The organism is Glutamicibacter halophytocola (genome assembly GCF_001302565.1).
Lineage (GTDB): Bacteria > Actinomycetota > Actinomycetes > Actinomycetales > Micrococcaceae > Glutamicibacter > Glutamicibacter halophytocola.
This window is the reverse complement of record NZ_CP012750.1, coordinates 1,843,150-1,867,692: the sequence shown is the minus strand read 5'-3', so window position 1 is coordinate 1,867,692 and position 24,543 is coordinate 1,843,150. Positions and strand designations below refer to the sequence as shown.

Annotated in this window: 25 protein-coding genes; 13 read left to right on the top strand and 12 right to left on the bottom strand. The window is 57.0% G+C overall.

The features are described from left to right. Nucleotides 1–5 precede the first annotated feature (5 nt). The 3 genes from ctaD (at nucleotide 6) to AOZ07_RS08585 (ending at nucleotide 3,022) form a co-directional block, all read left to right on the top strand. Nucleotides 6–1,724, top strand: a complete 1,719-nt coding sequence (gene ctaD / locus AOZ07_RS08595) for an aa3-type cytochrome oxidase subunit I (RefSeq protein WP_060701618.1) — start codon at nucleotides 6–8, stop codon at nucleotides 1,722–1,724. 2 nt (nucleotides 1,725–1,726) lie between these two features. Beyond that, nucleotides 1,727–2,128 (top strand): cytochrome c oxidase subunit 4, encoded by a 402-nt coding sequence (locus AOZ07_RS08590; protein ID WP_060701617.1) that lies wholly within the window; start codon nucleotides 1,727–1,729, stop codon nucleotides 2,126–2,128. A gap of 111 nt (nucleotides 2,129–2,239) precedes the next feature. Then, nucleotides 2,240–3,022, top strand: coding sequence for a GntR family transcriptional regulator (locus tag AOZ07_RS08585; RefSeq protein ID WP_060701616.1), 783 nt, complete (start codon nucleotides 2,240–2,242; stop codon nucleotides 3,020–3,022). 133 nt (nucleotides 3,023–3,155) lie between these two features. Here the strand turns inward: AOZ07_RS08585 and AOZ07_RS19155 are convergent, their stop codons facing one another. From AOZ07_RS19155 to ctaE, 5 genes are all read right to left on the bottom strand, one after another. After that, complete coding sequence (locus AOZ07_RS19155; RefSeq protein WP_257720422.1) at nucleotides 3,156–3,290, bottom strand: hypothetical protein; 135 nt, start codon at nucleotides 3,288–3,290, stop codon at nucleotides 3,156–3,158. Between the two features lie 204 nt (nucleotides 3,291–3,494). Continuing rightward, nucleotides 3,495–5,165, bottom strand: coding sequence for a cytochrome bc1 complex cytochrome b subunit (qcrB, locus tag AOZ07_RS08580; protein ID WP_060701615.1), 1,671 nt, complete (start codon nucleotides 5,163–5,165; stop codon nucleotides 3,495–3,497). Between the two features lie 2 nt (nucleotides 5,166–5,167). Next, nucleotides 5,168–6,217 (bottom strand): cytochrome bc1 complex Rieske iron-sulfur subunit, encoded by a 1,050-nt coding sequence (gene qcrA / locus AOZ07_RS08575; protein WP_060701614.1) that lies wholly within the window; start codon nucleotides 6,215–6,217, stop codon nucleotides 5,168–5,170. A 70-nt stretch (nucleotides 6,218–6,287) separates the two neighbouring features. Then, the gene (qcrC, locus tag AOZ07_RS08570) at nucleotides 6,288–7,082 is read right to left on the bottom strand and encodes a cytochrome bc1 complex diheme cytochrome c subunit (protein ID WP_060701613.1); all 795 of its coding nucleotides are present in this window, start codon (nucleotides 7,080–7,082) and stop codon (nucleotides 6,288–6,290) included. 76 nt (nucleotides 7,083–7,158) lie between these two features. Next, on the bottom strand, nucleotides 7,159–7,797 hold the full coding sequence (ctaE, locus tag AOZ07_RS08565) for an aa3-type cytochrome oxidase subunit III (RefSeq protein WP_060701612.1): 639 nt from the start codon (nucleotides 7,795–7,797) through the stop codon (nucleotides 7,159–7,161). Nucleotides 7,798–8,083: 286 nt separating this feature from the next. On the opposite strand from ctaE, the gene trpD reads away from it, so the two are divergent. Continuing rightward, the gene (trpD, locus tag AOZ07_RS08560; protein WP_060703386.1) at nucleotides 8,084–9,151 is read left to right on the top strand and encodes an anthranilate phosphoribosyltransferase; all 1,068 of its coding nucleotides are present in this window, start codon (nucleotides 8,084–8,086) and stop codon (nucleotides 9,149–9,151) included. Between the two features lie 79 nt (nucleotides 9,152–9,230). Here trpD and AOZ07_RS08555 read toward each other — a convergent pair whose 3' ends face one another. Beyond that, complete coding sequence (locus tag AOZ07_RS08555) at nucleotides 9,231–9,512, bottom strand: Lrp/AsnC family transcriptional regulator (protein ID WP_022875133.1); 282 nt, start codon at nucleotides 9,510–9,512, stop codon at nucleotides 9,231–9,233. Between the two features lie 161 nt (nucleotides 9,513–9,673). Here AOZ07_RS08555 and AOZ07_RS08550 point away from each other — a divergent pair, with 161 nt between their 5' ends. Both AOZ07_RS08550 and AOZ07_RS08545 read left to right on the top strand, forming a co-directional pair. Then, complete coding sequence (locus tag AOZ07_RS08550) at nucleotides 9,674–10,270, top strand: sigma factor-like helix-turn-helix DNA-binding protein (protein WP_060701611.1); 597 nt, start codon at nucleotides 9,674–9,676, stop codon at nucleotides 10,268–10,270. Then, nucleotides 10,271–10,813 (top strand): hypothetical protein, encoded by a 543-nt coding sequence (locus tag AOZ07_RS08545; protein WP_060701610.1) that lies wholly within the window; start codon nucleotides 10,271–10,273, stop codon nucleotides 10,811–10,813. Here the strand turns inward: AOZ07_RS08545 and AOZ07_RS08540 are convergent. Next, complete coding sequence (locus AOZ07_RS08540) at nucleotides 10,793–11,176, bottom strand: DUF3054 domain-containing protein (protein WP_060701609.1); 384 nt, start codon at nucleotides 11,174–11,176, stop codon at nucleotides 10,793–10,795. The two genes, AOZ07_RS08545 and AOZ07_RS08540, sit on opposite strands and share 21 nt — an antisense overlap. A 150-nt stretch (nucleotides 11,177–11,326) precedes the next feature. Here AOZ07_RS08540 and AOZ07_RS08535 point away from each other — a divergent pair, with 150 nt between their 5' ends. Further along, on the top strand, nucleotides 11,327–12,319 hold the full coding sequence (locus AOZ07_RS08535) for an arsenic resistance protein (protein ID WP_236995300.1): 993 nt from the start codon (nucleotides 11,327–11,329) through the stop codon (nucleotides 12,317–12,319). Between the two features lie 90 nt (nucleotides 12,320–12,409). Here AOZ07_RS08535 and AOZ07_RS08530 read toward each other — a convergent pair whose 3' ends face one another. After that, nucleotides 12,410–12,871, bottom strand: coding sequence for a DUF3817 domain-containing protein (locus AOZ07_RS08530; protein ID WP_060701607.1), 462 nt, complete (start codon nucleotides 12,869–12,871; stop codon nucleotides 12,410–12,412). Between the two features lie 584 nt (nucleotides 12,872–13,455). Then, on the bottom strand, nucleotides 13,456–13,818 hold the full coding sequence (locus AOZ07_RS08525) for an ArsR/SmtB family transcription factor (protein ID WP_236995322.1): 363 nt from the start codon (nucleotides 13,816–13,818) through the stop codon (nucleotides 13,456–13,458). Between the two features lie 321 nt (nucleotides 13,819–14,139). Here AOZ07_RS08525 and zapE point away from each other — a divergent pair, with 321 nt between their 5' ends. From zapE to AOZ07_RS08495, 6 genes are all read left to right on the top strand, one after another. Beyond that, nucleotides 14,140–15,192, top strand: a complete 1,053-nt coding sequence (zapE, locus tag AOZ07_RS08520; protein WP_060701605.1) for an AFG1/ZapE family ATPase — start codon at nucleotides 14,140–14,142, stop codon at nucleotides 15,190–15,192. Then, nucleotides 15,189–15,830: a peptide deformylase gene (gene def / locus AOZ07_RS08515; protein ID WP_060701604.1), complete on the top strand. Its 642-nt coding sequence runs from the start codon at nucleotides 15,189–15,191 to the stop codon at nucleotides 15,828–15,830. The genes zapE and def overlap by 4 nt, the downstream gene beginning before the upstream one ends. Next, nucleotides 15,830–16,681, top strand: a complete 852-nt coding sequence (locus AOZ07_RS08510) for a putative RNA methyltransferase (RefSeq protein ID WP_060701603.1) — start codon at nucleotides 15,830–15,832, stop codon at nucleotides 16,679–16,681. Before def ends, AOZ07_RS08510 begins: the two co-directional genes overlap by 1 nt. A 103-nt stretch (nucleotides 16,682–16,784) precedes the next feature. Next, nucleotides 16,785–17,261 (top strand): NfeD family protein, encoded by a 477-nt coding sequence (locus tag AOZ07_RS08505; RefSeq protein ID WP_060703385.1) that lies wholly within the window; start codon nucleotides 16,785–16,787, stop codon nucleotides 17,259–17,261. A gap of 50 nt (nucleotides 17,262–17,311) precedes the next feature. After that, nucleotides 17,312–18,232 carry an SPFH domain-containing protein gene (locus AOZ07_RS08500; RefSeq protein ID WP_060701602.1) on the top strand — a complete coding sequence of 307 codons (921 nt, stop codon included), beginning with the start codon at nucleotides 17,312–17,314 and terminating at the stop codon, nucleotides 18,230–18,232. Between the two features lie 185 nt (nucleotides 18,233–18,417). Continuing rightward, nucleotides 18,418–18,765, top strand: coding sequence for an RNA polymerase-binding protein RbpA (locus AOZ07_RS08495; protein ID WP_060701601.1), 348 nt, complete (start codon nucleotides 18,418–18,420; stop codon nucleotides 18,763–18,765). Between the two features lie 180 nt (nucleotides 18,766–18,945). On the opposite strand, the gene AOZ07_RS08490 is transcribed toward AOZ07_RS08495, so the two are convergent. The 3 genes from AOZ07_RS08490 to AOZ07_RS08480 all read right to left on the bottom strand — a co-directional run bounded on the left by AOZ07_RS08490 (nucleotide 18,946) and on the right by AOZ07_RS08480 (nucleotide 24,530). After that, the gene (locus AOZ07_RS08490; RefSeq protein WP_060701600.1) at nucleotides 18,946–19,674 is read right to left on the bottom strand and encodes a polyprenol monophosphomannose synthase; all 729 of its coding nucleotides are present in this window, start codon (nucleotides 19,672–19,674) and stop codon (nucleotides 18,946–18,948) included. Nucleotides 19,675–20,086: 412 nt separating this feature from the next. Next, entirely contained in the window at nucleotides 20,087–21,685 is a 1,599-nt protein-coding gene (locus tag AOZ07_RS08485; RefSeq protein ID WP_060701599.1) for an amidohydrolase, read from the bottom strand. Nucleotides 21,686–21,746: 61 nt separating this feature from the next. Continuing rightward, nucleotides 21,747–24,530 (bottom strand): DEAD/DEAH box helicase, encoded by a 2,784-nt coding sequence (locus AOZ07_RS08480; RefSeq protein ID WP_060701598.1) that lies wholly within the window; start codon nucleotides 24,528–24,530, stop codon nucleotides 21,747–21,749. Nucleotides 24,531–24,543: the final 13 nt, after the last annotated feature.

The window sequence follows — 24,543 nt, the reverse complement described above, 5'->3', positions numbered from 1 at the left end:
TCACGATGACAACGTTTGAATATGCAACTGACGACGTCCGGTCGATTGCCCCAGCCGTGGTGCCGAAGTCGAAGGGTCGCCTCTTCGTCGACTACATCACGACGACCGACCACAAGAAGATCGGGTACATGTACCTGATCAGCTCGTTCGTCCTGTTCTGCGTCGGTGGCGTTATGGCGCTGCTGATCCGTGCAGAGCTGTTCGAACCAGGTATGCAGATCCTGCAGACCAAGGAACAGTACAACCAGCTGTTCACCATGCACGGCACCGTCATGCTGCTGATGTTCGCAACTCCGCTCTTCGCAGGCTTCGCCAACGTCATGATGCCTTTGCAGATTGGTTCCCCGGATGTGGCTTTCCCACGTCTGAACGCATTGGCCTTCTGGTTCTTTGCAATGGGTTCGGCCATCGCCCTGGCCGGCTACCTCACCCCGCAGGGTGCAGCTAGCTTCGGTTGGTTCGCTTACGCGCCGCTCTCGAACACCACCTTCTCGCCAGGTGTCGGTGGAGACCTCTGGGTCTTCGGCCTGGCGCTGTCGGGCTTCGGTACCATTCTGGGTGCCGTCAACTTCATTACGACGATCATCTGCCTGCGTGCTCCTGGCATGACCATGTGGCGCATGTCGATCTTCTCGTGGAACACGCTGATCACCTCGCTGCTCGTGCTGATGGCCTTCCCGCCACTGGCAGCCGCGCTGTTCGCGCTGGGTGCTGATCGCCGCTTTGGCGCTCACATCTTTGATCCAGAGAACGGCGGTGCCGTCCTCTGGCAGCACCTGTTCTGGTTCTTCGGACACCCAGAGGTCTACATCATTGCGTTGCCGTTCTTCGGCATTGTCTCGGAGATCTTCCCGGTCTTCAGCCGCAAGCCGATCTTCGGCTACAAGGGCCTGGTCTTCGCGACCATCTCGATCGCTGCCCTCTCGGTTTCCGTGTGGGCCCACCACATGTACGTCACCGGCTCGGTCATGCTGCCGTTCTTCGGTTTCATGACCATGCTGATCGCGGTGCCAACCGGTGTGAAGTTCTTCAACTGGATCGGTACCCTGTGGCGCGGTTCGATTACCTTCGAAACCCCCATGCTGTGGAGCATCGGCTTCATGATCACCTTCTTGTTCGGTGGCCTGACCGGTATCATCCTTTCCGCTCCTGCACTGGACTTCCACGTTTCGGACTCCTACTTCGTGGTGGCGCACTTCCACTACGTGGTCTTCGGCACCGTGGTCTTCGCAATGTTCGCTGGCTTCTACTTCTGGTGGCCAAAGTGGACCGGCAAGATGCTCAACGAGCGTCTTGGCAAGATCCACTTCTGGATGCTGTTCATCGGCTTCCACGGAACCTTCCTGATCCAGCACTGGCTGGGCGTCATGGGCATGCCACGTCGTTACGCCGACTACATGCCTGAAGATGGCTTCACCTTCATGAACCAGGTTTCGACCGTGTTCGCGTTCGTCTTGGGCGCATCGATGATTCCGTTCTTCTGGAACGTATGGACCACCTTCCGCTACGCCAAGAAGGTTGAAGTTGATGATCCGTGGGGCTTCGGCGGCTCGCTGGAGTGGGCTACTTCCTGCCCGCCACCACGCCACAACTTCCACTCGATTCCACGCATCCGTTCGGAGCGCCCAGCTCTGGATCTGCACCACCCGGAACTGAGCGGTCGCGTTACCCCGGAAACCCCGGTTGCGAAGATCTTCGGCCCTGCTGACCAGAAGGACCTGTAAAGATGAAAATTGAATCCTGGATCTTCCTGGGTGGCGTCTTCTTCTTCGCCCCTGTCGCCGTAGTTTACGGTTACATGACCAACTGGAGCGAATGGGTTGGCTTCCTGGCATTGCTGATGCTGGTAGGCCTGTCCGCAATGGTTGGCTGGTACTTGTTGTTCACCGCCAAGCGCATCGGCCCTCGTCCCGAGGACCGCGTTGACGGTGAGATCCACGAGAACGCCGGTGATATCGGCATGTTCTCGCCATGGAGCTGGTGGCCACTGGTGCTGGCCGCATCTGCGGCGATCGCCTTCCTTGGCCTCGCCGTAGGCTGGTGGGTCTTCTACATCGGAGCCGGCCTGGCCGTCGTCGGTGTGACCGGCTGGGTTTACGAATACAGCCGCGGAGACCACGCACACTAAGCAGTGACCTTAATGGGGTGACAAGCAATTGGCTTGTCACCCCATTAGTCTTTTAATTACAGCAGGGCCGGCATTGACTCGACGGCTCAGCCAGAGCCTAGGAGATCGATAATGCGCCACGCACCCCAGCCGAAGGTCGAGGGCCATCTTGATCCCGCAAGCAAGCAGAGCAAGTACCGCCAGATCCGGGAGATCCTCAAGAACCATGCACGCGAGGCCTGCAAGCCTGGCTACAAGCTTCCACCAGAACGCGAGCTCGCCGAGCACTTTTCCGTGGCCCGAAAGACCATCCGGCAGGCCATCGACGCGCTGGTCGACGAGCAGGTGCTCAAGCGCGTGGTTGGCATCGGCACTTTCGTGGTGCCCGAGAAGCTCGACCTACGCGTCAGGTTGCATTCCTATTCCGAGGATATGATGCGCCGAGGCATGGTCCCGGACGCGCACGTTCTCGAATTTGACGAAATCAAGGCCAACACGAACCTCGCCTTGCAGCTCATGGTGGAGGAAGGCACGCCGGTAGTGCAGTTCAAGCGTCTGCTGCTGGCCGATGGCACCCCAATGAGCCTTGACGAGAACTACATGCCAGCGGACCTGGTTCCGGGCTTCGTTGATGCCGAACCGCCGTCCAAGCTCTATCAGGCGCTGCACGAGCGCTACGGGATCCTTTTGGAGTGGGGCGAGGATCAGGTCGAAAGTACCGCCGCCAGCAAGAGCCAAGCCCATTTGCTGGCCGTTGAACCAGGGTTCCCGCTTTTGCAGATCACCCGCTACGCCTATATCGGTGAAAGGCTCGCCGACTATTCCGTGTCGCTTTATCGATCTGACCGCTACAAGCTCTTCGTTCCACTGCAGCGCGTAGGCACGCGCACCCCGCGCTACACCGACTCGTTCTAGCCTTGGCATGCGGGGGAGCAAGCCTGCACGCTCCGCAAGAAGCACAGCACCCCGAACCCTTTCCAGTGGCTTGCTGGCTGCTGTCGGCCGTGTGTACGGCCCTCGTCTCCGGGCACGTCCCGATCTGCATCGATCACCAGTGCACGCCGATGTGCACATCGGCTGATGGGACACAGGGATTCCCAGGCACCGGCGTCTGGCGCAATGCGGATCCGGCCGCGGGCATTCCAATGGTGCCGTGCGAGAAGGCCAGTGCCATGGCGGCCATTGGGGAACACCTATCACCTGGCGACTGTCACAGGCCTTTGCCCGCCGCGTGCGAGGCCTATCGGTCCAGCCGGTGGCCGCTTACGCATCCGGCGCTTCTAAAGCGCCCAGAATCGTTCCTGTGGGCTTCTGGCGTGTTGGGTTAAATAAAGGAGGGACACACCTTTCGGTGTGTCCCTCCTTCTGTGACTAACGCGAGTCGGAATTACTTCCCGATCGAGTCCTGCATGTCACCCTCAACCTCATGGTGGCCGTGGGCAGCATGTGCTGCTTCCAGTTCCGATGGGGTTACCGGGGCGACTCGATCTTCGAAGAAGAACTTCGAGATCAGTGCACGGCGCTTCTCCGAACCGGAGATGTGGCCGGCAGCGTCAGGCTCAGCCGGAATGTACTGGCGATCCACGAAGTTGGTCAAGAGGTAGCGCTTGTACACGTCGACCTCTTCGTGCTTCTCGCTGAAGCCGCCTTCTGGCGACATCTGGATGATGCCCGCTTCACGGCCGTGCAAGACAATCTCGCGATCCTTGCGCTGCAGCGACAGGCAAATGCGGCGGGTCAACCAGAAGCCCAGGATCGGGCCGAGGAAGAACAGCGCGCGCAACCAGTAGGTCACGTCATTCAGCGCCACGTGGAAGTGCGTTGCGATCAAGTCAGAGGATGCAGCTGCCCACATCACGCTGTAGAAGATCACACCGGCAACACCCATAGCGGTACGGAACGGCGCGTTGCGCGGACGATCCAGCAAGTGGTGCTCGCGGTTGTCCTTGGTTACCCAACGCTCGATCCATGGCCATGCGAACATCACCACGAAGAGCGCGCCAGCAGGAACCAGTGCCGGAAGCAGAACCGACAGCACCAGGGTGTTGTCACCCCAAGGGAACGGAATGATCCACTCGAAGCTGAAGTTGCCCAAGGTACCTGGCATCAAGCGCAGTGCGCCATCAACGAAACCGATGTACCAGTCAGGCTGGGTACCAGCCGAAACAGGGGATGGGTCGTATGGTCCGTAGTTCCAGATCGGGTTGATCTGGAAGAGGCCAGCGATGAAAGCCACGATGCCGAAGACGATGAAGAAGAATCCACCGGCCTTGGCAGCGTAAACCGGGCCAACTGGGAAGCCAACAACATTGTCGTTGGTGCGGCCTGGGCCTGGGTACTGGGTGTGCTTGTGGGTCACAACCATGAAGAGGTGGACAACGATGAGCAAGATGATCACCGCAGGCACAATCATGATGTGCAGCGAGTACAGGCGCTGGATTACGTGCTCGCCTGGGAACTCTCCACCGAAGAAGAACATCGACAGGTAGGTACCAACGATGGGGAGCGCCTTCATGACGCCGTCGATGATGCGCAGGCCGTTGCCGGAAAGCAGATCATCAGGCAAGGAGTAGCCGGTGAAGCCAGCAGCCAGGCCCATGATCAGCAGCACGCCACCGACAACCCAGTTCAATTCACGAGGGCGGCGGAATGCGCCGGTGAAGAACACGCGGAGCATGTGGACGGACAGCGATGCTACGAAGAGCAGTGCCGACCAGTGATGCACCTGGCGCATGAACAGGCCACCGCGCACGTCGAAGGAGATATCCATGGTGGAAGCCATGGCGGTCGACATGCCCAGACCCTTCATTGGCACATACGAACCGTTGTAGACCACGTGGGCCATAGACGGATCGAAGAAGAAGGTCAGGAAGGTGCCGGAAAGCAGCAGCAGCACGAAGGTGTACATTGCCACTTCACCGAACATGAACGACCAGTGGTCAGGGAAGATCTTGCGACCGAATTCCTTGACCATGGCCGAGGCGCCAACACGTGAATCCACGAAGTTGGCGATACGACCGGTGGCGGTCGATGCCTGGTATTCGTTAGTCGTCGTCATGATTAACCACGCTCCCAGTAGGACGGGCCAACAGGCTCATGGAAGTCGCTCTGTGCAACCAGGTAGCCTTCGGAGTCCACAGTGATTGGCAGCTGTGGAAGTGCGTGACCAGCTGGGCCGAAGATGACCTTGCATTCCTGGGTCAGGTCGAAGGTCGACTGGTGGCAAGGGCACAGCAGGTGGTGCGTGTGCTGCTCGTACAGTGCGATAGGGCAACCGACGTGGGTGCAAATCTTGGAGTATGCGACGATGCCGTCCACGTTCCAGTCTTCGCGTCCCTCGGAGATCTGCATTTCCGCTGGATCCATGCGCATCAGCAGAACTACGGCCTTGGCCTTTTCGTTCAGCGGGTTCTCGGTTTCGTTGATGCCCTCTGGGACAACGTGGAAGGCCGAGCCGATCTGGACATCTGATGCCTTGATCGGCGTACCGGATGGGTCGCGGGTCAAGCGGATGCCCGTGTCCCACATGGTGTGGCGCAGGGAATCGATCATCTGGTTCGCGGTGTTACCGGTGCGGTCCAGGTCGCGGAACATGAAGATCGCCGGAATCGGAGCCAAGGCAATGGCACCGATCAGGGTGTTGCGGATCAGCGGACGACGCTTGATGCCGGATTCTTCAAGAACGGTATCTACGATCTCGACTGCATCCTGGCGGTCTTCTTCAGATCGAATCTCGTGGCGCATTTCCATGAGCTCGTGATCCGGCATCAGGGTCTTTGCCCAGTGAACAATACCTACACCGATACCGAGCATCGCAAATGCGGTGCCCAGGCCCAGTGCAGCGTTCTGCACACGCAGCTCAGCGAAAGACATTTCGCCCAGGCGGCCCAAGACGAAGTAGGCCACGAAGAAGAAGAGCGTTCCGATGATGGAGATGGTAAATAGGAGCGCTACTTGACGCTCGTGTCGCTTGGCTGCGCGCGGATCGCGATCTGCGAGACGCGGACGATGGGGTGGCAAGCCCGGATCGGGGAAACGATCCTGAGCTACATCGTCAGCCTTAGCAACGGTGCCCGAGTTTTCGGGACTGCCGTGACTATGGTCGCCCATGTTTCTCTCTCATCCTTCTGTTAGGAAATTATGTACGTAGTGATGGTTACGGCCGGTGCCGTGGTTTGCCTTAGGAAGGACGCGAGGTCAACCAAATGGTGAAGGCGATGATGATGCCCAGACCTGCGGTCCAGGTGAACAAGCCTTCAGCAACTGGGCCCAAGGAGCCCAGGGCTGCACCGCCAGCAGAACCATTGGCTTCAATGGTCTTCAGGAAGGTGATGACATCACGCTTCTCTTCTGGGGTGATATTCGAGTCGTTGAACACGGGCATGTTCTGTGGGCCGGTAGCCATCGCTTCGTAGATGTGCTTCTCAGTTACGCCGGTCAGCGTCGGAGCAAACTTTCCTCGGGTCAAAGCGCCACCGGCTGCTGCCGCGTTGTGGCACATTGCGCAGTTCACGCGGAAGACAGTTCCACCATGGGCAGCATCGCCCTGGGTGGTATCGAGGTATTCCTCATCCGGAATCGCTGGACCCGCACCCAGGCTGGCCACATAGGCCGACAGCTGGGAGATCTGCTTGTCATCGAACTGGACTGGCTTCACCTGGGCCTGAGGGCCCTGCATCTGCATTGGCATGCGGCCGGTGCCCACCTGGAAGTCAACAGACGCGGCGCCAACACCGATCAGCGAAGGACCGGAGTCCGAGCCTTCAGCATTCATACCGTGGCAGGTAGCACAGTTGGCGACGAAAAGCTTCTGACCTTCGTCAACATCGGTCTGCGATGCGGCGGTGGTCTCAGCGGCCTTCGCTTCGCTGATGTTTCCTGCTGCGGTGTAGAGACTGCCGGTAATCAGCAATCCAAACAGAAGCAGGGCCACAGCGGCGAGCGGGTGGCGGCGCTTTTTCGAAAGAGCCTTCACTTGCTGGTTCCTCACTTAGTTTCTTTGGTGTGGTGTTGCCGTACTTCTTGGTGTGGCAACTAATGACTAAAAGTTGCTACTTCAAGAAGTAGATGATCGCAAACAGCGCGATCCAAACAACGTCAACGAAGTGCCAGTAGTAGGACACAACGATGGAACCCGTTGCTTCAAAGTGGCCAAACTTCTTGGCCAGCATTGCACGACCAATGATCAGCAGGAATGCAATCAGGCCACCGGTGACGTGAAGGCCGTGGAAGCCGGTGGTCATGTAGAAGGCCGAAGCGTAGGAGTTCGAGTTCAGTGCTACGCCCTCGTGAACGAGGGTGACGTATTCATAAGCCTGGACCGAGACGAAGATTGCGCCAAGGATGAAGGTGAGAATGAACCATTCGATCATTCCCCATTCCTTGAAGTTGAACAGTCCGCCGGATCGGCGAGGCTTGAATTCTTCGGCACGGAACACACCAAGCTGGCACGAGAACGAGCTGGACACCAGTATCAAGGTGTTAACCAGCGCAAACGGCACGTTGAGTTTGGCAGTTTCAGTCGCCCATAGTTCGGGCGCGGCAGCCCGGAGGCTGAAATACATGGCGAAGAGGGCGGCGAAGAACATGAGCTCGCTGGAGAGCCACACCATCGTTCCCACCGACACCATGTTTGGGCGGTTCGGCGCATGTGGCGCCGTCGTATTTGGGGCATGAGTCGCAGTTGTCACACTGACATTATGTCTCTAAATGCCCCTCAGATACCAATGCAGAAAGGCGTTGTCGGAGGTTTTTTGCGCCACACAACGACAACAACCGCGGAAACACGGGGAAGTATGCAGAAAACTCTTTCTACAATTCGTAGAGCTTGATTCGGCGAGTCTTGCTAAACAATCATTTATGCAACACTCTTGTACCCTATTTATCCCTAGAAACACTAGGATTCTAGCGATTTGAGACACATCATTTGGCGACATGAATTGGGTCTGGGACTGCCAGCTCGATAGGCTTTCATATGTGTCAACGAGCCTTGAAAACGAAAAGTTCCCAACGTGGCCAGATCTCTTAGCCACCCTGATTAGCGGTGGCGATCTCAGTCGCGTTCAGGCAGCGTGGGCCATGAATGAGATCATGAGCGGCGAGGCCAGCGATGTTCAAATTGCCGGCTTCCTGGTTGCCCTGCGCTCCAAGGGTGAAACCGTCGCGGAGCTGACCGGCCTCGTGGATTCCATGGTTGCGAATGCGAAGCCGTTGAACATCAAAGCACAAACATTGGACATTGTGGGGACCGGCGGAGATCGCCAGAACACCGTCAACATCTCGACGATGGCCACATTGGTCTGCGCAGGCGCCGGCATCAACATTGTTAAACACGGCAACCGCGCCTCATCGTCCTCCTCTGGATCGGCTGATGTCCTCGAAGCGCTCGGCGTCCGTCTTGATGTACCAATCGAGAGGCTTGTCGAGGTATACGACAAGGTTGGAATCGCGTTCTGTTTTGCGAACGTTTTCCACCCGTCAATGCGCCACGTTGCCGTGGCCAGGCGCCAGCTGCGCGTGCCAACAGCTTTTAACTTCATGGGGCCCCTGACAAACCCCGCCCTTCCCAGCTCGTCGGCCATCGGCTGCTCAGATTTGGCAATGGCTCCAATCATGGCCGGCGTCTTGGCCAGCCGCGGTTCTCGCGGCCTGGTCTTCCGGGGCAACGACGGTCTCGACGAGCTGACCACCACCTCAGCCAACCGGGTATGGGAGGTTCGCGATGGAGGGGTCAACGAGTTCATTTTTGATGCGCAGGATCTCGGCATCGCGCGCGCAAGCATCGAACAGCTCCGCGGAGGCGATGCCCTACACAATGCAGGGGTTGTCAAAGAGATCGTGTCTGGAGCGCAGGGGCCAATTCGCGATGCCGTTGTGTTGAACGCAGCAGCGGGAATGGTTGCCTACGAACCCAGCAACGAGGGCAGCTTCGAAGAACGCATGGCGATCGCTATCGCCAAGGCATCCGCCTCGATAGACTCCGGAGCAGCAAAGACCGTATTGGAAAATTGGTCGCAGACTACTCAGAGGATCGTAGGCGAGTAGCGCACCGGTTTAAACAAGGACGGGTTCTGGTTGCCGCTAGTACAAGCGGCAACCAGAACCCGTCCGTCGTTCTGCGGCTTTAGTCGTCCAAGCCCAAGGAAAAAGCTGCTTCCAAGTCATGATCCGAATAAGCACGGAATGCAATATGGGTTTGGGTGCCCCGAATACCGGGAATCTTGGAGAGCTTGTTGGCGATTACCTCCGCCAGATCCTCATGCTTATGGACCCTGGCTACCGCAATCAGATCCCAGTCGCCAGCGACGGAATAGACTTCGCTGATCCCTGAGATTGCGGAAATCTGTTGAGCACACTCCGGGATGCTGTCTGTGGCCGTCTGAATCATGACGAATGCAGTAACCATAATTGCGCCTTTCACTACTTGAGCCTTCACGCTGAAGGCCTATGACTTAGTTTCAACTCTAGTCGAAAATACAATTTCAGCGAGTCGGTTGAAAGCGATAGGGATGCGCTCCACAAGCCTTAAAGTTAGTATTTTGTTCTACAATACTTTATACTTGTTACATGATTGTTTTGACCATCGACCAGCGGCGCTCACGTTCTTCGGAAGACAAGGTGCAAGCTCTCATTGAACAGGCCAACGCCACAGTTCCGGTAGTGCGTCCATTCCAGCGTACCGCCGGAGACGAGGTTCAAGCTGTACTCGATGATGCGTCGGAAGCGATTCGATTGGCAGTCATGATGGCAGCTTCGGGGGATTGGAGCGTCGGCCTGGGATTCGGCCAGGTCGAGACCCCCTTGCCAAAAGAGACTCGGGCCGGTCGCGGACCAGCTTTTGAATACGCCCGAGTCGCCGTTGAGCGCTCAAAGAATACGAATGCGCACGTTGCCGTCCATGGACCCTCCCATGAAGCAACGCGGCTAGAAGCCGAGCTCCAGCTAACCGCCTGTATCGTCGCCAAGCGCAGGGCCACCGCCTGGGAAGCCGGAACCTTGGCTGACGAGGGCCTCACACAGCAACAAATTGCCAAGGAATTGGGGATCACCCAGCAGGCCGTCTCGTCTCGCCTATCCGCAGCACTATGGTTTGAGGCAAATCGAATGATGGACGAGGCTGCGAAGTCACTGACTCGACAATTGAAAATGCTAGGGGAGTCGTAGATGTTCTGGATCGCGTGGGGGAGTCTGAGCCTAGCCACCATACTTTCTTGCCTGGCCGCATATCTGGGTTACGCCATGGGAAAGCGGGCGCGTAGGCGCGAAGTTCTCATTGTGGTCTCCGGACTTCTGGCTGCTGCAGCGGCAGTTTTATCCGCAGCATCCGGTGCAACTGACCAGTCCAGCCATGTACCGACACTGTATGTCGTAATGCTCTCGTCCATATTCGCGGTGAGTTTTGGTGGACCATTTACGGAACTCGTTTTCAGGCTGGCCGCCAAAAATGATTCAGAGATCGAAAAGGAAGAGTCCGACCCATCTCCGCTTCGTGGCGGATTATGGATCGGACTCCTGGAGCGAGCTGCCATTGTCAGCACGTTATGGGCCGGTTGGCCAGAAGGCATCGCCATCGTATTGGCGGTTAAAGGACTCGGCCGGTTCTCTGAATTGAAAGACCACCGCGCGGCTGAACAATTTATCTTGGGCACGTTCTCCAGCAGCTTGGTTGCTGCCGGCTCCTACGGGCTAGGCCTGTTGTTGCTGTGATCGTTTAGCGACAAATCCGCAGACTGCTCGTCGGCCAAGCAACAATAGCCCAAGAACAATCAACGTGACGATCACGAACGAAATGGCGGCCGTCTTTCCCATCAATAAGCGTGTCGCAACACCCAAGACGACGGTTCCAAGCCAGACCAGAATACCTGTTGGCCACAGTTTATTAATCGTCTGCCATGGCCGCGACAGGACAGTCATGACGACATAGGCTATGAGGAAGGGCAAGGCAGTCATGAAGATCCCGCTGATTCCCAGCCCATGCTCATGTTCTCGGCGTCCCAGCAACGCGAAGAGAACGATGAGGAGAACGTCTATGAAAACCATCCAGGGCCACTTGTTCATACTTTGCTTCATGTACTCATGATAGGGATGCCTCCGTCGAATTCACGGCAGCTTCCAGGACTAGAACGCTGTTGATTCAGACACAGCAGAGCACGGTCAGCAAGAACAAGCCCACGAGCAACTATTCAATGGTCGATAATCAGATTTGGGAGCGTAGGGTTCTTGTCTTCAGCAACGACGTGGATGAACAAGCATCAAATCTGGCTCTATTTACTGGCTATCGCGGCAGGCTGCCTTGCTGGCGGGCGCTTCCCGATCCTCAGCAGCGTCCTTGGTGCTTCGATCAACCCATTCTTGGCCATACTGCTTTACATCACGTTCCTGAGCATCCCGCTGACCAAGCTGGTCGAAGGTTTCAGGGATTTAAGATTCATCTCGGTTCTGGTCGTAGCCAACTTTATGGTGATCCCCATTCTGGTTTACGTTTTGACGAGATTCGTCCAAGCCGATAAAGCTGTTTTGATCGGTGTCGCCCTCGTCTTGTTGGCGCCATGCGTGGACTACGTCATCGTTTTTTCAGGACTGGCCGGGGGAGAGAACCACAAGCTGCTCGCCGCAACACCGCTCTTGCTGCTACTGCAGATGCTGCTGATTCCCATCTACATGTATGTCATAGTCGGGAAATCCTCATTGGAGATGCTTGCGCCAGAACCATTTGCAGCAATCCTGACATTGCTCATATTCATACCGCTGGTGCTTGCGGTTACTACTCAGATCCTGGTCAATAAATTCGCTTGCTTCAGCAATATCGCTTGCCGCGCAGAGAACTTCATGGTTCCGGCCATGATGGCAACGCTTTTCAGCGTGGTGGGCTCACAAATCCACGTGTTGGCTGACCGGGGAGAAAGCCTGATTCAGGCGGCGCTAGTATTTATTGTCTTTATCCCTGTGGCAGGTTTCGCTGCGTTTCATATTGGCAAAGTATTCGGCCTTCCAGCCACGGCCCTGCGCGCGGTGAGCTTCAGCGGGGTCACTAGGAACTCCCTGGTTGTACTGCCCATCGCACTGGCTTTGCCGCTTGAATACTCACTGGCCTCGTCAGTCGTAGTGACGCAGACGCTTATTGAGCTCGTGGCGATGCTCGTCATGGTTAGGGTCATGCCACTACTTATCAAGGCGACGCCGAACGATCCTCCGAGAAGTCCTAGAGGCTAAAGTACACTTTGCCTCCAGTATGGAGAACCGGTCCGTGTAGTCAGGGCCGGAGAAGACTGGCCTGAAGCCAGGTGCTCCAACAGGAGCTGATCAGCTTCGGCCACCTGGAGGGCCCATGACCAGCATGGTGGAAAATACCGCGACAATCAGGACAAAAAGCGCGATGGTTGAAAGAACCGGTCGAGCTACAAGCCAACGCATAGACGAATCCGTCCAACGCTGATCTGCCGGATGTTCACTGGCTTGAGTGCGCCAGGAGCCAACAAGTTTGCCTCGACGCTCGAGCCACCTGTCAAAAGGAACTGTCAGGTACGGAATCACTGATGTTGCTGCGGCGCCAAGAATTAGCCTCTTGCTCCAGCGCTGATTCATGCCGACCAAAATGGAAGTGGCAATGTAAGTAAGGAAGACGAAGCCGTGGACGAAGCCTGCAATCGATACCGGCCAGTCACCGACTTTCACTGCGTACTTGAGAACCATTGCGATAATCAATAACGTCCAGGTGATCGCTTCTGCACGAGCAACCGTACGGTATAGGGCGCTTGGTGACATAGTCTTGCGTCAGTCCTTGAAAGATAGGGGAGTGCTACGTCTTTAGTAGCTCCTTCTAGACTAACCTGACAGGCACCCTGCAAAGCTCCCAATTCCGAATTTGTCGACGCATCGCTGACGCTCTAGCAAAGACCATTCTGGATTTCGATGCTGGCCGAAAAGTTCGATGGAAAGACTTTTGGATGCAGCCACGTTTCCAGGAGCATTCCAATTTATTGCTGCTGGCTGAGGAACCCTAAAGCCTGCGACTCCAAAAAACGGCGAGATTACCGTTTCAGCTGATGTTCAAAAGCACTGACGTTGAGTTCAGGAGGTTCCAGAGAACACGTCTGCACATCGGTATCGATGCAAGCAACCTCCGAGGCATCTTCATTGCCAACGGACCCGTTGGCCGCAAGCGGAACCGGTGCTTGGCAATTTCAAGCGTATCGTTCTGATGAGGTGAACATCAGAATCGTCCGAGCGAAACTGGACTATTGGGGAGTGCCAGATTTCCACTACTTTACATAATGTAGATTATCGGCTTACTGATAACTCGCACGAAAGTAGCGTATCTACCAGCTAATCCGCCTATTAATGCTGGCTCAATCCTCTGTGGAATCCGAGGCGCCTTGCAGCTCAAGTCGGTGCGCTGCAAAATCCAAAGTTTGGCGAATAAACTGGCGGGAAAGCTCATCGTGCATTGAATAGATCACGTGACGGCCAGACTTTTCAGTTTGCAGGACCCCTGCGGTCCTCATGCGCGAAAGCAATTGGCCGGCCACCGTCGGGCTGACACCTATCAGCTGCGCGAGCTCAGACAACGTCAGATCCCGATCACACAGCGCCCAGAGCATTTGAAGCCGCAAAGGATCGGATAATGTCTTGAGAACGGTCACCGTCATATCCAGCAGATCACTCGATATGATTTCTGCTCGCGCCCTCGGGACGCTATATTCACCAGTCATCACGAACACTCCCTGAAACCATGGCATCAACTCCTCGACCCATCAGCTTTTCACAAACTGCTTGCCGAGTGTGTCCATTATGGACTTACCCGCTGTAAAAGCGATAGGCATAGCGAAAATTCACACAGACCAGCCTCTAGCGAGCCCTTGCCTGGCGCAACTCCCCTGAATAAATCATCCGAAAGGAATTGAGTCTTTAAGTATCTGACTAGGTATTCTGAATATTTCTCAGGCCTGCGAACGGCATTGCACTGATGGTGTCGAGAATTGATAGAAAGCCTGTGAATTGGATGCCGCATCCGGGAATGGCAAAATTTAGTTATGCCCGAACCGTCGTTACGAAATTCCGCAAAGAATGCACTGGCCAAGCAAATCCTGGATTCCCTGGCAGCAGAAGGAATTATCGCTGATCCTACCCAGCAACAGCTCATCAACGTACTAGGCAAGACGGTCGGACCAGCCTCGAAGAACGCCCCGCAAGGCGCCTATATCTACGGCCCGCCCGGTCGAGGGAAAACGGTTATCGCCAATTCGCTGGTTGCGCATCTCCCGGCGCACAGCACTAGGAGATTTCATTTCCACGAGTTCTTCCACCAACTGAACTCCCCCAAAAATCGCGTCCCTGGCCAGCCACTTGGCGCCATTTTTTCTCAAGGGCTCGAACGGGAACTGGCTGGCATCCAGGTGCTCATCTTCGACGAATTCCACTGCACGGAGCCAGGCGATGCCATGTTTATGGGAAAACTGGTCAAGTACTGCAAGCAACACGATATTCAATTGGTGACCACGTCCAACTACGAGCCTGAGAAGCTTCTCGACGACGATGCCTTTCACCATTTGGTCAAGCCAATCATCGAGTCCATCCGTGCTGATTACGAGGTATTTGAGCTGGATCATGAGCTGGACTACCGGCTACGGAAAGCAGAGATGGAGGGCGCCACTTCCGGGTATCGCAGTGGTTCGCTGACCCTGCTCCCCCAGCAGGCGCCTAGCGACTCGCTCGAAACATGGATAGAAATCGGATACGACCGAATCGGCCCGGCCCGCCAAGCAGGCGAGGCTATTTGGATTAGCTTCGATCAAATTTGCAGGACCCGGCGCAATACCGCGGATTATCTAGAACTTGCCACCCGTTTTCCGCGGTGGCACATCACCCAAATCCCATCCAGCGAACTAATGCCATTGGATGAAGAGCGCCGTCTCGCGAACCTGATCGATGTCTTCTACGACAAGGACATTGAAGTTCATTTGTACGCCGAGGACGACTTGTCCCAATTGGGCCATATGCTTCATGCCACCGAAAAGGCGCGATTGACCTCGCGGCTAGCGCAGCTACACCGCCACGACATAGAACGGACCACTGTTTCTCCATGAATCCTGAATACACCAACCAAGAGATCCAAGCGCTTGTGCTCGCAGTGCTAGAAACAGCTGACGACAATCTCGTCCTGCCTATCGTCCAGCTTGGCCACCCGGTACTTCGGCAGCAAGCCGTTGCCTACACCGGACAGCTGGATCAGCCCCTGCTCGAACAGCTTTTAAGCGCCATGCGCCAAACCATGTATCACGCGCCGGGTGTAGGAATGGCTGCACCGCAGGTAGGTATTCCGCTTCAGATCGCAGTGCTTGAAGATTTGTACCCGGTGCCGGAAGAGATTGCGGCCGAACGCGAACGCGAACCGCTGGAGTACTTCGAAATTTTCAACCCGACGTACGCTGCCACCACCGATCGCGAAGCCGTGTTTTATGAGGGATGCTTGTCGTTTGAGGGCTTCCAGGGCGTTGTTACTCGTCCTGCCGATATCACGGCAACCTACGAGGACCGCGACGGCGCGCAACATTCGCGCGAGTTCAGTGGGTGGCAATCACGAATCGTGCAACACGAGACGGATCATCTCAGCGGGGTCGTCTATGTTGATAAGTCGGAAACGCGCTCGCTAATCAATGAGCAAGAACTATGGCGCCATGAAAGCCTGGACGTCGACACCGCCAAGAAGGTTCTGAACTTCTGATGCCCAACATCGATACCACCGTCACCTGTCCGGTCTGCGACATGCAGTTGCAGTTCAGCGACGAGACGAGGAAGTCGCTGCGCTGTGTCTCCAGCCATCGCTTCGACGCCGCAAAACAGGGATACTTCAACTTCCTCACTGGCAAGGGAACCAATTACCTTGAAGACACCTCGGCCATGGTGCAGGCACGAGAGGCATTCCAGTCGAGCGGACACTACGCCCCGCTAGCAGGCAAGCTCTCGGAACTTGTAGAGAAATATCGCCAAGGATCTACCCTGGATCTGCTCGATGCGGGCGCTGGCACGGGCTATTACCTGAACCAGATCCTCACCACTACCGGCAACTGCCAGCAAGATGCACTGGCGCTGGATATCTCCCGGTTTGCCATGCGCCGTGCTGCGAAGCTGCCCAGCACCATGGCTGTGGTGTGGGACGTTTGGCGGCGATTGCCGTCGGCCGATGCCTCGCGCGATTTGGTGCTCAACTGCTTTGCTCCGCACAACCCAGCCGAGTTTCGCAGAGTCCTGCGTGAGGACGGCGCGTGCATCGTCGTCACCGGCGAACCCGATCACCTGAACGAAGTGATCGAGCCATTGGGCATGCTATCGGTTGCTGAAGGGAAATTGGCTGCCCTGAGCGAAAAGTTTGCGGCCGAGCATCTGGCGCACAGTGAAACTCAGCACCTGAGCTATCAGATGGCGTTGAACGAAGAGGACCTGTACAACCTGGCCTTCATGGGCCCCGCGGGACACCACCTCTCCCCGGAAACCTTGAGAGACAAAGTCCACTCCCTCGGCAACCAGCAGGTAACAGCATCCTTTGGAGTACACGTTTTCGTCCCTGAGCCATAGAAAATACCCCAAAATGACTACTACTTTCATGCCCGGGATACGGCAGAATGTAGGAAAGGCCAAAGCTTGTGGCCCTTGTCCTATGAGAAATTAGGTGGATTCCATGACTACTGCGGAATGGATCATAAGTAATGCGTGGGTAATCTGGCTTGCGCTGTTCTTGCTCTTGGCCATTATCGAGATGCTGTCACTCGACCTTTACTTCATCATGCTGGGCATAGGTGCTCTCGGAGGGGTCACGGTAGCCCTGCTCAATGGCCCGCTGTGGTTGCAGGTTGTTGTCTTCTGCGTAGTTTCGCTTTTGATGATCCTGCTCGTTCGGCCGATCGCCGTTAGGCATTTGAAAAAATCACCGGCTGGATTCAGGTCTAATATCGAGCGATTGATCGGTGCGGATGCGCTGATCCTCGAGCCCACCTCTCGGATCTCTGGCTCAGCCAAAATCCAGGGCGAAATTTGGACCGTTCGCGCAGAATCGAATGTTCCAACGATGACCCCTGGAACCTACGCCGTGGTTTCGCGCATTGATGGCGCAACCGCATATCTTTCCCCGAAGCCCGAAGACCCAGCTGACAGCTGAATCCTTCTCGACTTTTTCATCACCCCGCACAATGAAAGTGAGTACGAACCATGAATTCTAATGGTTTTGGCGTAACCGTTGTGCTTGTCGTTCTGGCGATCTTCGTGATCGTCGTTCTATTGCGCAGCGTGCGAATCGTGCCCCAGGCACGTGCCGGCATTGTTGAACGCCTCGGCAAGTACAACCGCACCTTGAATCCTGGCCTGACATTGTTGATCCCGTTTGTGGATCGCCTCTTGCCTCTGCTTGATCTGCGCGAACAGGTGGTCTCCTTCCCGCCACAGCCAGTGATCACCGAAGATAACCTGGTGGTCTCAATTGACACCGTGGTTTACTTCCAGATCACCGAGCCGCGTGCGGCAACCTACGAGATTGCCAACTACATCCAGGCTGTAGAACAGCTGACCACCACCACCTTGCGTAACGTCGTTGGTGGATTGAACTTGGAAGAGGCCTTGACCAGCCGCGACCAGATCAACGGCCAGCTGCGAGGAGTATTGGACGAGGCCACCGGCAAGTGGGGCATTCGTGTTTCGCGTGTCGAGCTGAAGGCCATTGATCCACCACTGTCCATCCAGGACTCGATGGAAAAGCAGATGCGCGCAGAGCGTGACCGCCGCGCCGCCATCCTGACCGCTGAGGGTACCAAGCAGTCCTCCATCCTCACCGCTGAAGGCCAGCGCCAGGCAGAGATCCTGAAGGCCGAAGGTGATGCGCAGGCATCGATCCTGCGTGCCGATGGTGAAGCCCAGGCTATCCAGAAGGTCTTCGACGCAATTCACGCTGGCCGGCCAGATCAGGAATTGCTGGCTTACCAGTACCTGCAGACCTTGCCGAAGCTTGCTGAAGGCACTTCCAACACGCTGTGGGTTATCCCAAGCGAACTGACCGAGGCCTTGAAGGGCATCGGCGGCGCACTTGGTGGCAACACGTCCCCAGCAACGCCTCCTGCTCCTGGCAGCGACGTGTAGCAGCAGCTGGTTTCATAACTAGATAGCAGTTAGCGGCGAGGTGCAGACCATGCACCTCGCCGCTAACGCGTATAATGGATGTTTTGGTGCCTGAAGATTCCAATGCTGCTTGTTGGCTGGAATTATTTTTCGGTGTCAAACGTTGGTACGTGTAGCGAATTCTTTTAACATCGCGGAGGGAAATCATGAGCGATCGCAGCCTACGAGGCATGCGCCTGGGTGCACAGAGCATGGAATCTGAGGCAGGTGTGGAGCCGGCTGCCCGTCAGCGCGTGGAATACCGTACTGAAGACGGCGAGACCGTCTTTGTTGTCTTTGCAGCGGAAGCTGAAATTCCAGCCGTCTGGCACACCAAGACCGGCAAGGAAGCCAAGCTTGTCCATGGCGAAGCCCAGATGGAAGAAGCTAACAATGAGAAGCCAGTCCGCACCCACTGGGATATGCTCCTGGAGCGTCGCAGCGAAGAGGAGCTGGAAAAGACTCTGGCAGACCGCCTGAAGCAGCTGCGTGCAGCTCGCGGGGAAACTGTCTAGCACTTCCCCGATAAGCCGCTGGCAAGCCCAGTGCCGGCTTGAGGGAATATTCGAGGGCTGGTTCCACAACCGATGGTTGTGGAACCAGCCCTCGAATGTTTTCAGCGGGCAGCGGCACCGAGCTGAAAACAGAAATGGCGCGCACCGGGTTTCCTCCCGGCACGCGCCAAATCATGAAATCTACTTCTTCGAAGTCAGCTTCTTCCAACGAGCGCCCAAACCCCAACGGGTTACGTTCCACATCGCTTCGAAGACGATGTTGCCGCTCATCTTGGATGCCCCAAGCTCTCGCTCCACAAAGGTCACTGGAACTTCAACAATCGTCTTGCGCAGCATGGCCACGCGGAAAGTCATATCTACCTGGAAGCCATAGCCGCGCGATTCAACAGCATCGAAGTCGATGGCCTCCAGTGTCTCGCGCTTGAAGGCACGGTACCCGGCAGTGATGTCGCGAAGCGGAAGTCCAAGCATCGTGCGGGAGTAGAAGCTGCCGCCACGGGAGATGATCTTGCGCAGCAGCGGCCAGTTAACTACCTCGCCGCCCTTGACCCAACGCGATCCGATGACCAGGTCGGCGCCAGCGGCGCTTGCCTCGAGCAAACGCGGAAGCTGTTCCGGCATGTGCGAACCGTCGGCGTCCATTTCAACCAGGACATCGTAGTCGCGAGCCAGTGCCCATTCGAAGCCCGCGATGTAGGCGGCGCCGAGACCGTCCTTGCCGGTGCGGTGAAGCACATGGATGTTTGAATCATCGGCTGACATCTTGTCAGCAAGTTCGCCTGTGCCATCCGGTGAGTTATCGTCAACGATCAATACATCCGAATCCGGAACTGCGGACCGCAACCGCCCTACGGTTAGCGGGAGCGACTCCAGCTCGTTATAGGTCGGGATGATTGTAATGACGCGCACTCGGCGACACCTTTCTGGGTATGCAACATAAAAGCTCTCCCCCGAAACCCGAAAGCTGGAAATCCAGCAAAATTTGGCAGCGGGAAGAGATAGTCCAAATTCAAATTATAGTCATCAATTGTTCGCCAGATCATTGAAGACACTGCCTAAAACAACGATCCTCAGTGACTTCGGCCCTATTTTGCCCGCAAGTAGCTCGCAAAATGTTATCTAAGGTCACTGAGGATCGTTGTTTAAACTGCGTCGTTTCGAACGCAACGCTTGTGCATCGCGAAGAGGCGCTTACCTCAGCCTAGTGGGTAACCCACCTAGGCTGTCAACCATCTAATGACTTCAGCCTTTATCTAGACACCACTAGTCAGGGCGTTCTTGATGAAAATTTTTAGGCTAAAGTCAATGGTTTCGCTTTAAGCTAATTGACCTGCTCCAGATTGTCGAAGATCGTAATTCCGGCACGAACGGTGCGCAAGCACTGCGGAATTTCCTCGTCGACCACCGGCAGCATTGGCGTACCTGCGCGAGCGTCCGTGCTCCACGAGCTAATGCGAACGTCCGGGGTCTGCACAGCAAGTTCCGAGGCGGTCCACACGGCGAAAGTTGCCTGTGCTCCGATAGCCAGCTGGCCGGCTAGCGGATTCATCTCGCCCATGGCACGATACGTTGACCTGGTTTGGGCCAAGAAAGCGGCGCGTGCCGAAATGCGCGCTTGGGCATTGGACATGTTCATCGCCGCGCGCACTACTTCCCACCCGTCGACCTCCGTCACCGGGGCATCGGATCCAAGAACCATTGGTACACCAGCTGAAAGCATGGCCGAAAGATTGTTCATCGTTTCGGCGCGCTCGCCCAAGCGCTGAACGTACATTCCGTTCGAACCGCCCCATGCCTTATCGAATACCGGCTGCATGGAAACGGTGATGGCATACTGCAAAAGCCGTGAGCGAGTTGGCTCATCGACCATCTCCACATGCTCCAGGCGGTGTCGGCCCATCTGCACCTTGGAAACGCCGATTTGTTCGGCGGCCAGATCAAAACCGTCAAGAACCACATCCAGTGCTCCATCGCCGATGACATGGAAGGAAGCCTGGATGCCGCGGGTGCTGCACGCTACCAGATGTGCTGCAATTTCTTCCCTGTCCAGGTACAGCGTGCCACGCTCGCCGGAGCGGTCGCTGTAGTCTTCGCGCAGGTAAGCCGTGTGGCTGCCCAGTGAACCGTCTACTTTGAGATCTCCGCCCAGGCCCAAGAGCCTGCCTGATGGAAATGATGCAAAGAGCTCATCGGCGGCATCGGCATCGCTGACCAGTTCGCCCCAGTAGGCATAGACCTTCGGCAGGTTCGGCTGATCGTCAGCCAAAAGCTGGTCCAAGGCAGCACGACCCTCAAGTTGCGGCGCGGCCATTTCCACTACGGTGGCAAAGCCCCGTGACGCGTAGTGCGCCAAGGCCAGGCGCTGGAATTCGTGATCGGCCTTTTGTGCCTTGGCCAGGGCCAAGCGCACCTCGTCATGATCGTTGCCGGCGACGAGCCCGGGCTTCAAATCCCCCAGCCCCAAGAAGTCCAGGAGCTCCTGGTTGACCAGGGCGCTGTGAACATCGCGGCGGGAGAGGTAGTACGCCCGGCCGTCAGCGGCGCTGGTGAGGTCGTTTTCGGCAGGGAGTTCCTGCTGCGCCCAGCCGGAGTTGTCCCAGCCCTGGGCCAGGACAACCTTGCTGGATTTCTGGCCCTGCGCCGCGACCAGAGCCAACAGCGCGCTGGCTGATGTGGCGGAGCTCAGGTCTCCCCCAGCCAAAGTACGGCCCAGGGCCGCAAGGTGAGTGTGCGACTCGACGAAGGCCGGAGTCACCAGGCCGCCGCCCAGATCAATAATCTGGTCAGCCGATTCGGCGTGGCGATCCGCGGCATCCTCACCGCCTAGCCAGGAAATCGTATCTCCATCTACAACCATGGCGGTCGCAAATGGGTCCGCGGCGGAATAGACTGCCCCGTTTCGGTACAGTGTTTTTGCCATCAGCGTGCTCCCTTATCTCGTGCACCGATTAGTAAGTATTTAATGTGCTGGGCACGGCGGGCTAGGCCAGCACGTTCGAGTAGGCCACTACCCCGCGCTTGACCTGGTCGGCTGCCTTATACGCGTTGCGCACCAGCATCGGAGGCAGGTCGGAATTCTTGGCGAACTGGTCCAAGGTATCAATGACCTGCTTGGCCCAGCGCACAAAATCTCCTGGTGCCATATCGGTTCCGCGCAGTGCGCTATTCAGGCTCGAGCCCCGAGCCCACTTGTACATAGGCCAGATCAATCCGGATTCAGGTGGCGCGGTCGGTTCCAAGGCCAGCGCCTCTTCGGCATCCGACAAGTCGCCCCAGATCTTGATCGTGGTATTCCAGATGTCGGCGACCTTGTCAGTGGGCATCTTCGGATCCGGGCGATCGCCATCCCGGCGTGCCTGGTACACCAGGCTCGCGACGACCGCGCACAGCTCCTCGGAATTGAGCTTGCTGAGCTTTCCGGTCTCGAGGATCTGGCTCGTCAGCAGATCGCGTTCTCCGTAGATCCTGCGCAATCGCCGGCCCGAGTCGGTGAGCGTGAAATCATCGCCTTCACCGGAGGGCGTGAGGTATTCGAATTGTTCAAGCACCTTGCAGACCTTGTCGAACTGCGTGGCAATCGTATTGGTCCGCCCGCGAATGGCGCGGCGCGCCTTGTCCGTGTCCTTCTTCAGCTTCCAATACCGATCGGCCCAGCGCATATGCTGGTCCTTCTCGGAACAGGCATGGCACGGATGATCCTTGAGTTCCAGGCGCAAGGCGTCGATTTCCCGTTCGAAAGAATCCGCGCCATCGTAATTGAAGCTTTGCGCATCCACGCGGGGCGGGCGCTGGTCATGAACGGCGTTGCGCAGCGAGGAGGCCAAGTCGCGGCGTTCCTTCGGTGCACGGCCAGTGAACCCCTTGGGAATCCTGATCCGCGAAATGATTTCGACCGGTCCGCTGAGGTCCTCGGACGACAGCCGGCGCAGCTGGCCGTCTTCTGTCAGCACCGTATGCCGCGGGTTGTACATTGCGGTATCGAGCTCCACCACCACAGCCCGCCCGAAGCGGCGCCCGCCCGGAAGATCGACGACATCTCCACGGATCACCGAGTGGAGGGAGCGTTCTGCGGCGGAACGGCGTTCGGCGCGGCGGTTCTTGGCCGCGTTCTTTTCCAGAGTCGACAAATTTCGCTGGAGCTTCAGATACTCGGTGAAATCACCGAGATGGCACTGCATTGATTGCGCGTAGCCGGCCAGTGATTCTTCCTTGGACCGAACCTGGCGGGCCATACCGACAACCGAGCGGTCTGCCTGGTACTGGGCGAAGGATGATTCCAGTATCTGGCGGGTTTGCTCACGGCCGAACTGGGCCAGCAGATTGGTCGACATGTTGTAGGTCGGCCGGAAAGAGGAATTCAGCGGATAGGTTCGCTTTGAGGCCAATCCGGCCAGGGCTTCGGGTTCGAGGTCCGGATTCCAAATAACGATGGAGTGGCCCTCGACATCAATACCACGACGCCCCGCGCGGCCGGTCAGCTGGGTGTATTCGCCAGAGGAAATCTGCACATGGGACTCGCCGTTGAATTTGACCAGCTTTTCCAGAACCACGGAACGGGCCGGCATGTTGACGCCCAGGGCCAGGGTCTCGGTGGCAAAAACCACCTTGATGAGGTTCCGGGCAAACAGGTCTTCAACAATCTCTTTGAAGATTGGCAGCAAGCCGGCATGATGCGAGGCGAAACCGCGGATCAGCCCATCGCGCCAAGCCCAGAATTCCAGGACATCGAGGTCTTCGCCGGGAATCCGATAAGCGACCTCGTCCAGTGCCTGTGCGATTTCCGCGGCTTCCTCATTGGTGGTCAGCCGCAGGTCCGCCATGGCGCATTGCTGCACTGCCATGTCGCAGCCCTTGCGGGAGAAGATGAAGAATATGGCCGGCAGCAGCCCGGCCCGATCCAGTTTGCCGATCACCGATGGACGGTTGACCCGCTGACCCAAGCCCGAGGCCCTTTGCGGGCCGCGGCTTCCCTTGCCGCGTCCGCGCTGGACACGACCGCCGGTATTGAGGGTGCGAACCAGCTTTCGAAGTTCAGGGTTGACGCTCGCCTTGGACTCGCCCGCTGCCACCTGGTCGAATGCGACGTCCTCAGCGAAGAGGTCGACAACATTTGGTCCCACCATGACGTGCTGGAAGAGCGGCACAGGACGGTGCTCGGAGACGATGATGTCCGTCTGCCCGCGCACCGTGTCCAGCCAGCCGCCGAATTCCTCGGCATTGGATACCGTAGCGGACAGGGAGATGATCTGAACGTTCGAGGGCAGGTGAATGATGACTTCTTCCCACACTGCACCACGGAACTTGTCGGCCAAGTAGTGGACCTCGTCCATGATGACGTAGCCGAGTCCATCAAGGGTCTGCGAGTCCGCATAAAGCATATTGCGAAGGACTTCGGTGGTCATCACAACGATCTGCGCTTCGGAATTGATCGATGTGTCACCCGTGAGCAGGCCAACGCTCTGGGCGCCATAGCGATTAACCAGCTCGGAATACTTCTGGTTGCTCAGGGCCTTGATCGGAGTGGTGTAGAAGGCCTTGCGGTTTTCTCGCAGTGCCTGGAAGATCGCGAATTCACCGACAACGGTCTTTCCGGCGCCAGTTGGCGCTGCAACGAGCACGCTGTGGCCCTCGGTGACTTTCTTGCAGGCTTCGGCCTGGAACGGATCCAAGTCGAAGGAGATGCTTGCGCGGAAGTCGGGTAGCGCGGTGCCGAGTTCGACCTGCCGTGCCTTGGAATTCGCGTATTGTTCCGCGGGTGAAGTCACTTGTGGCCGTTCG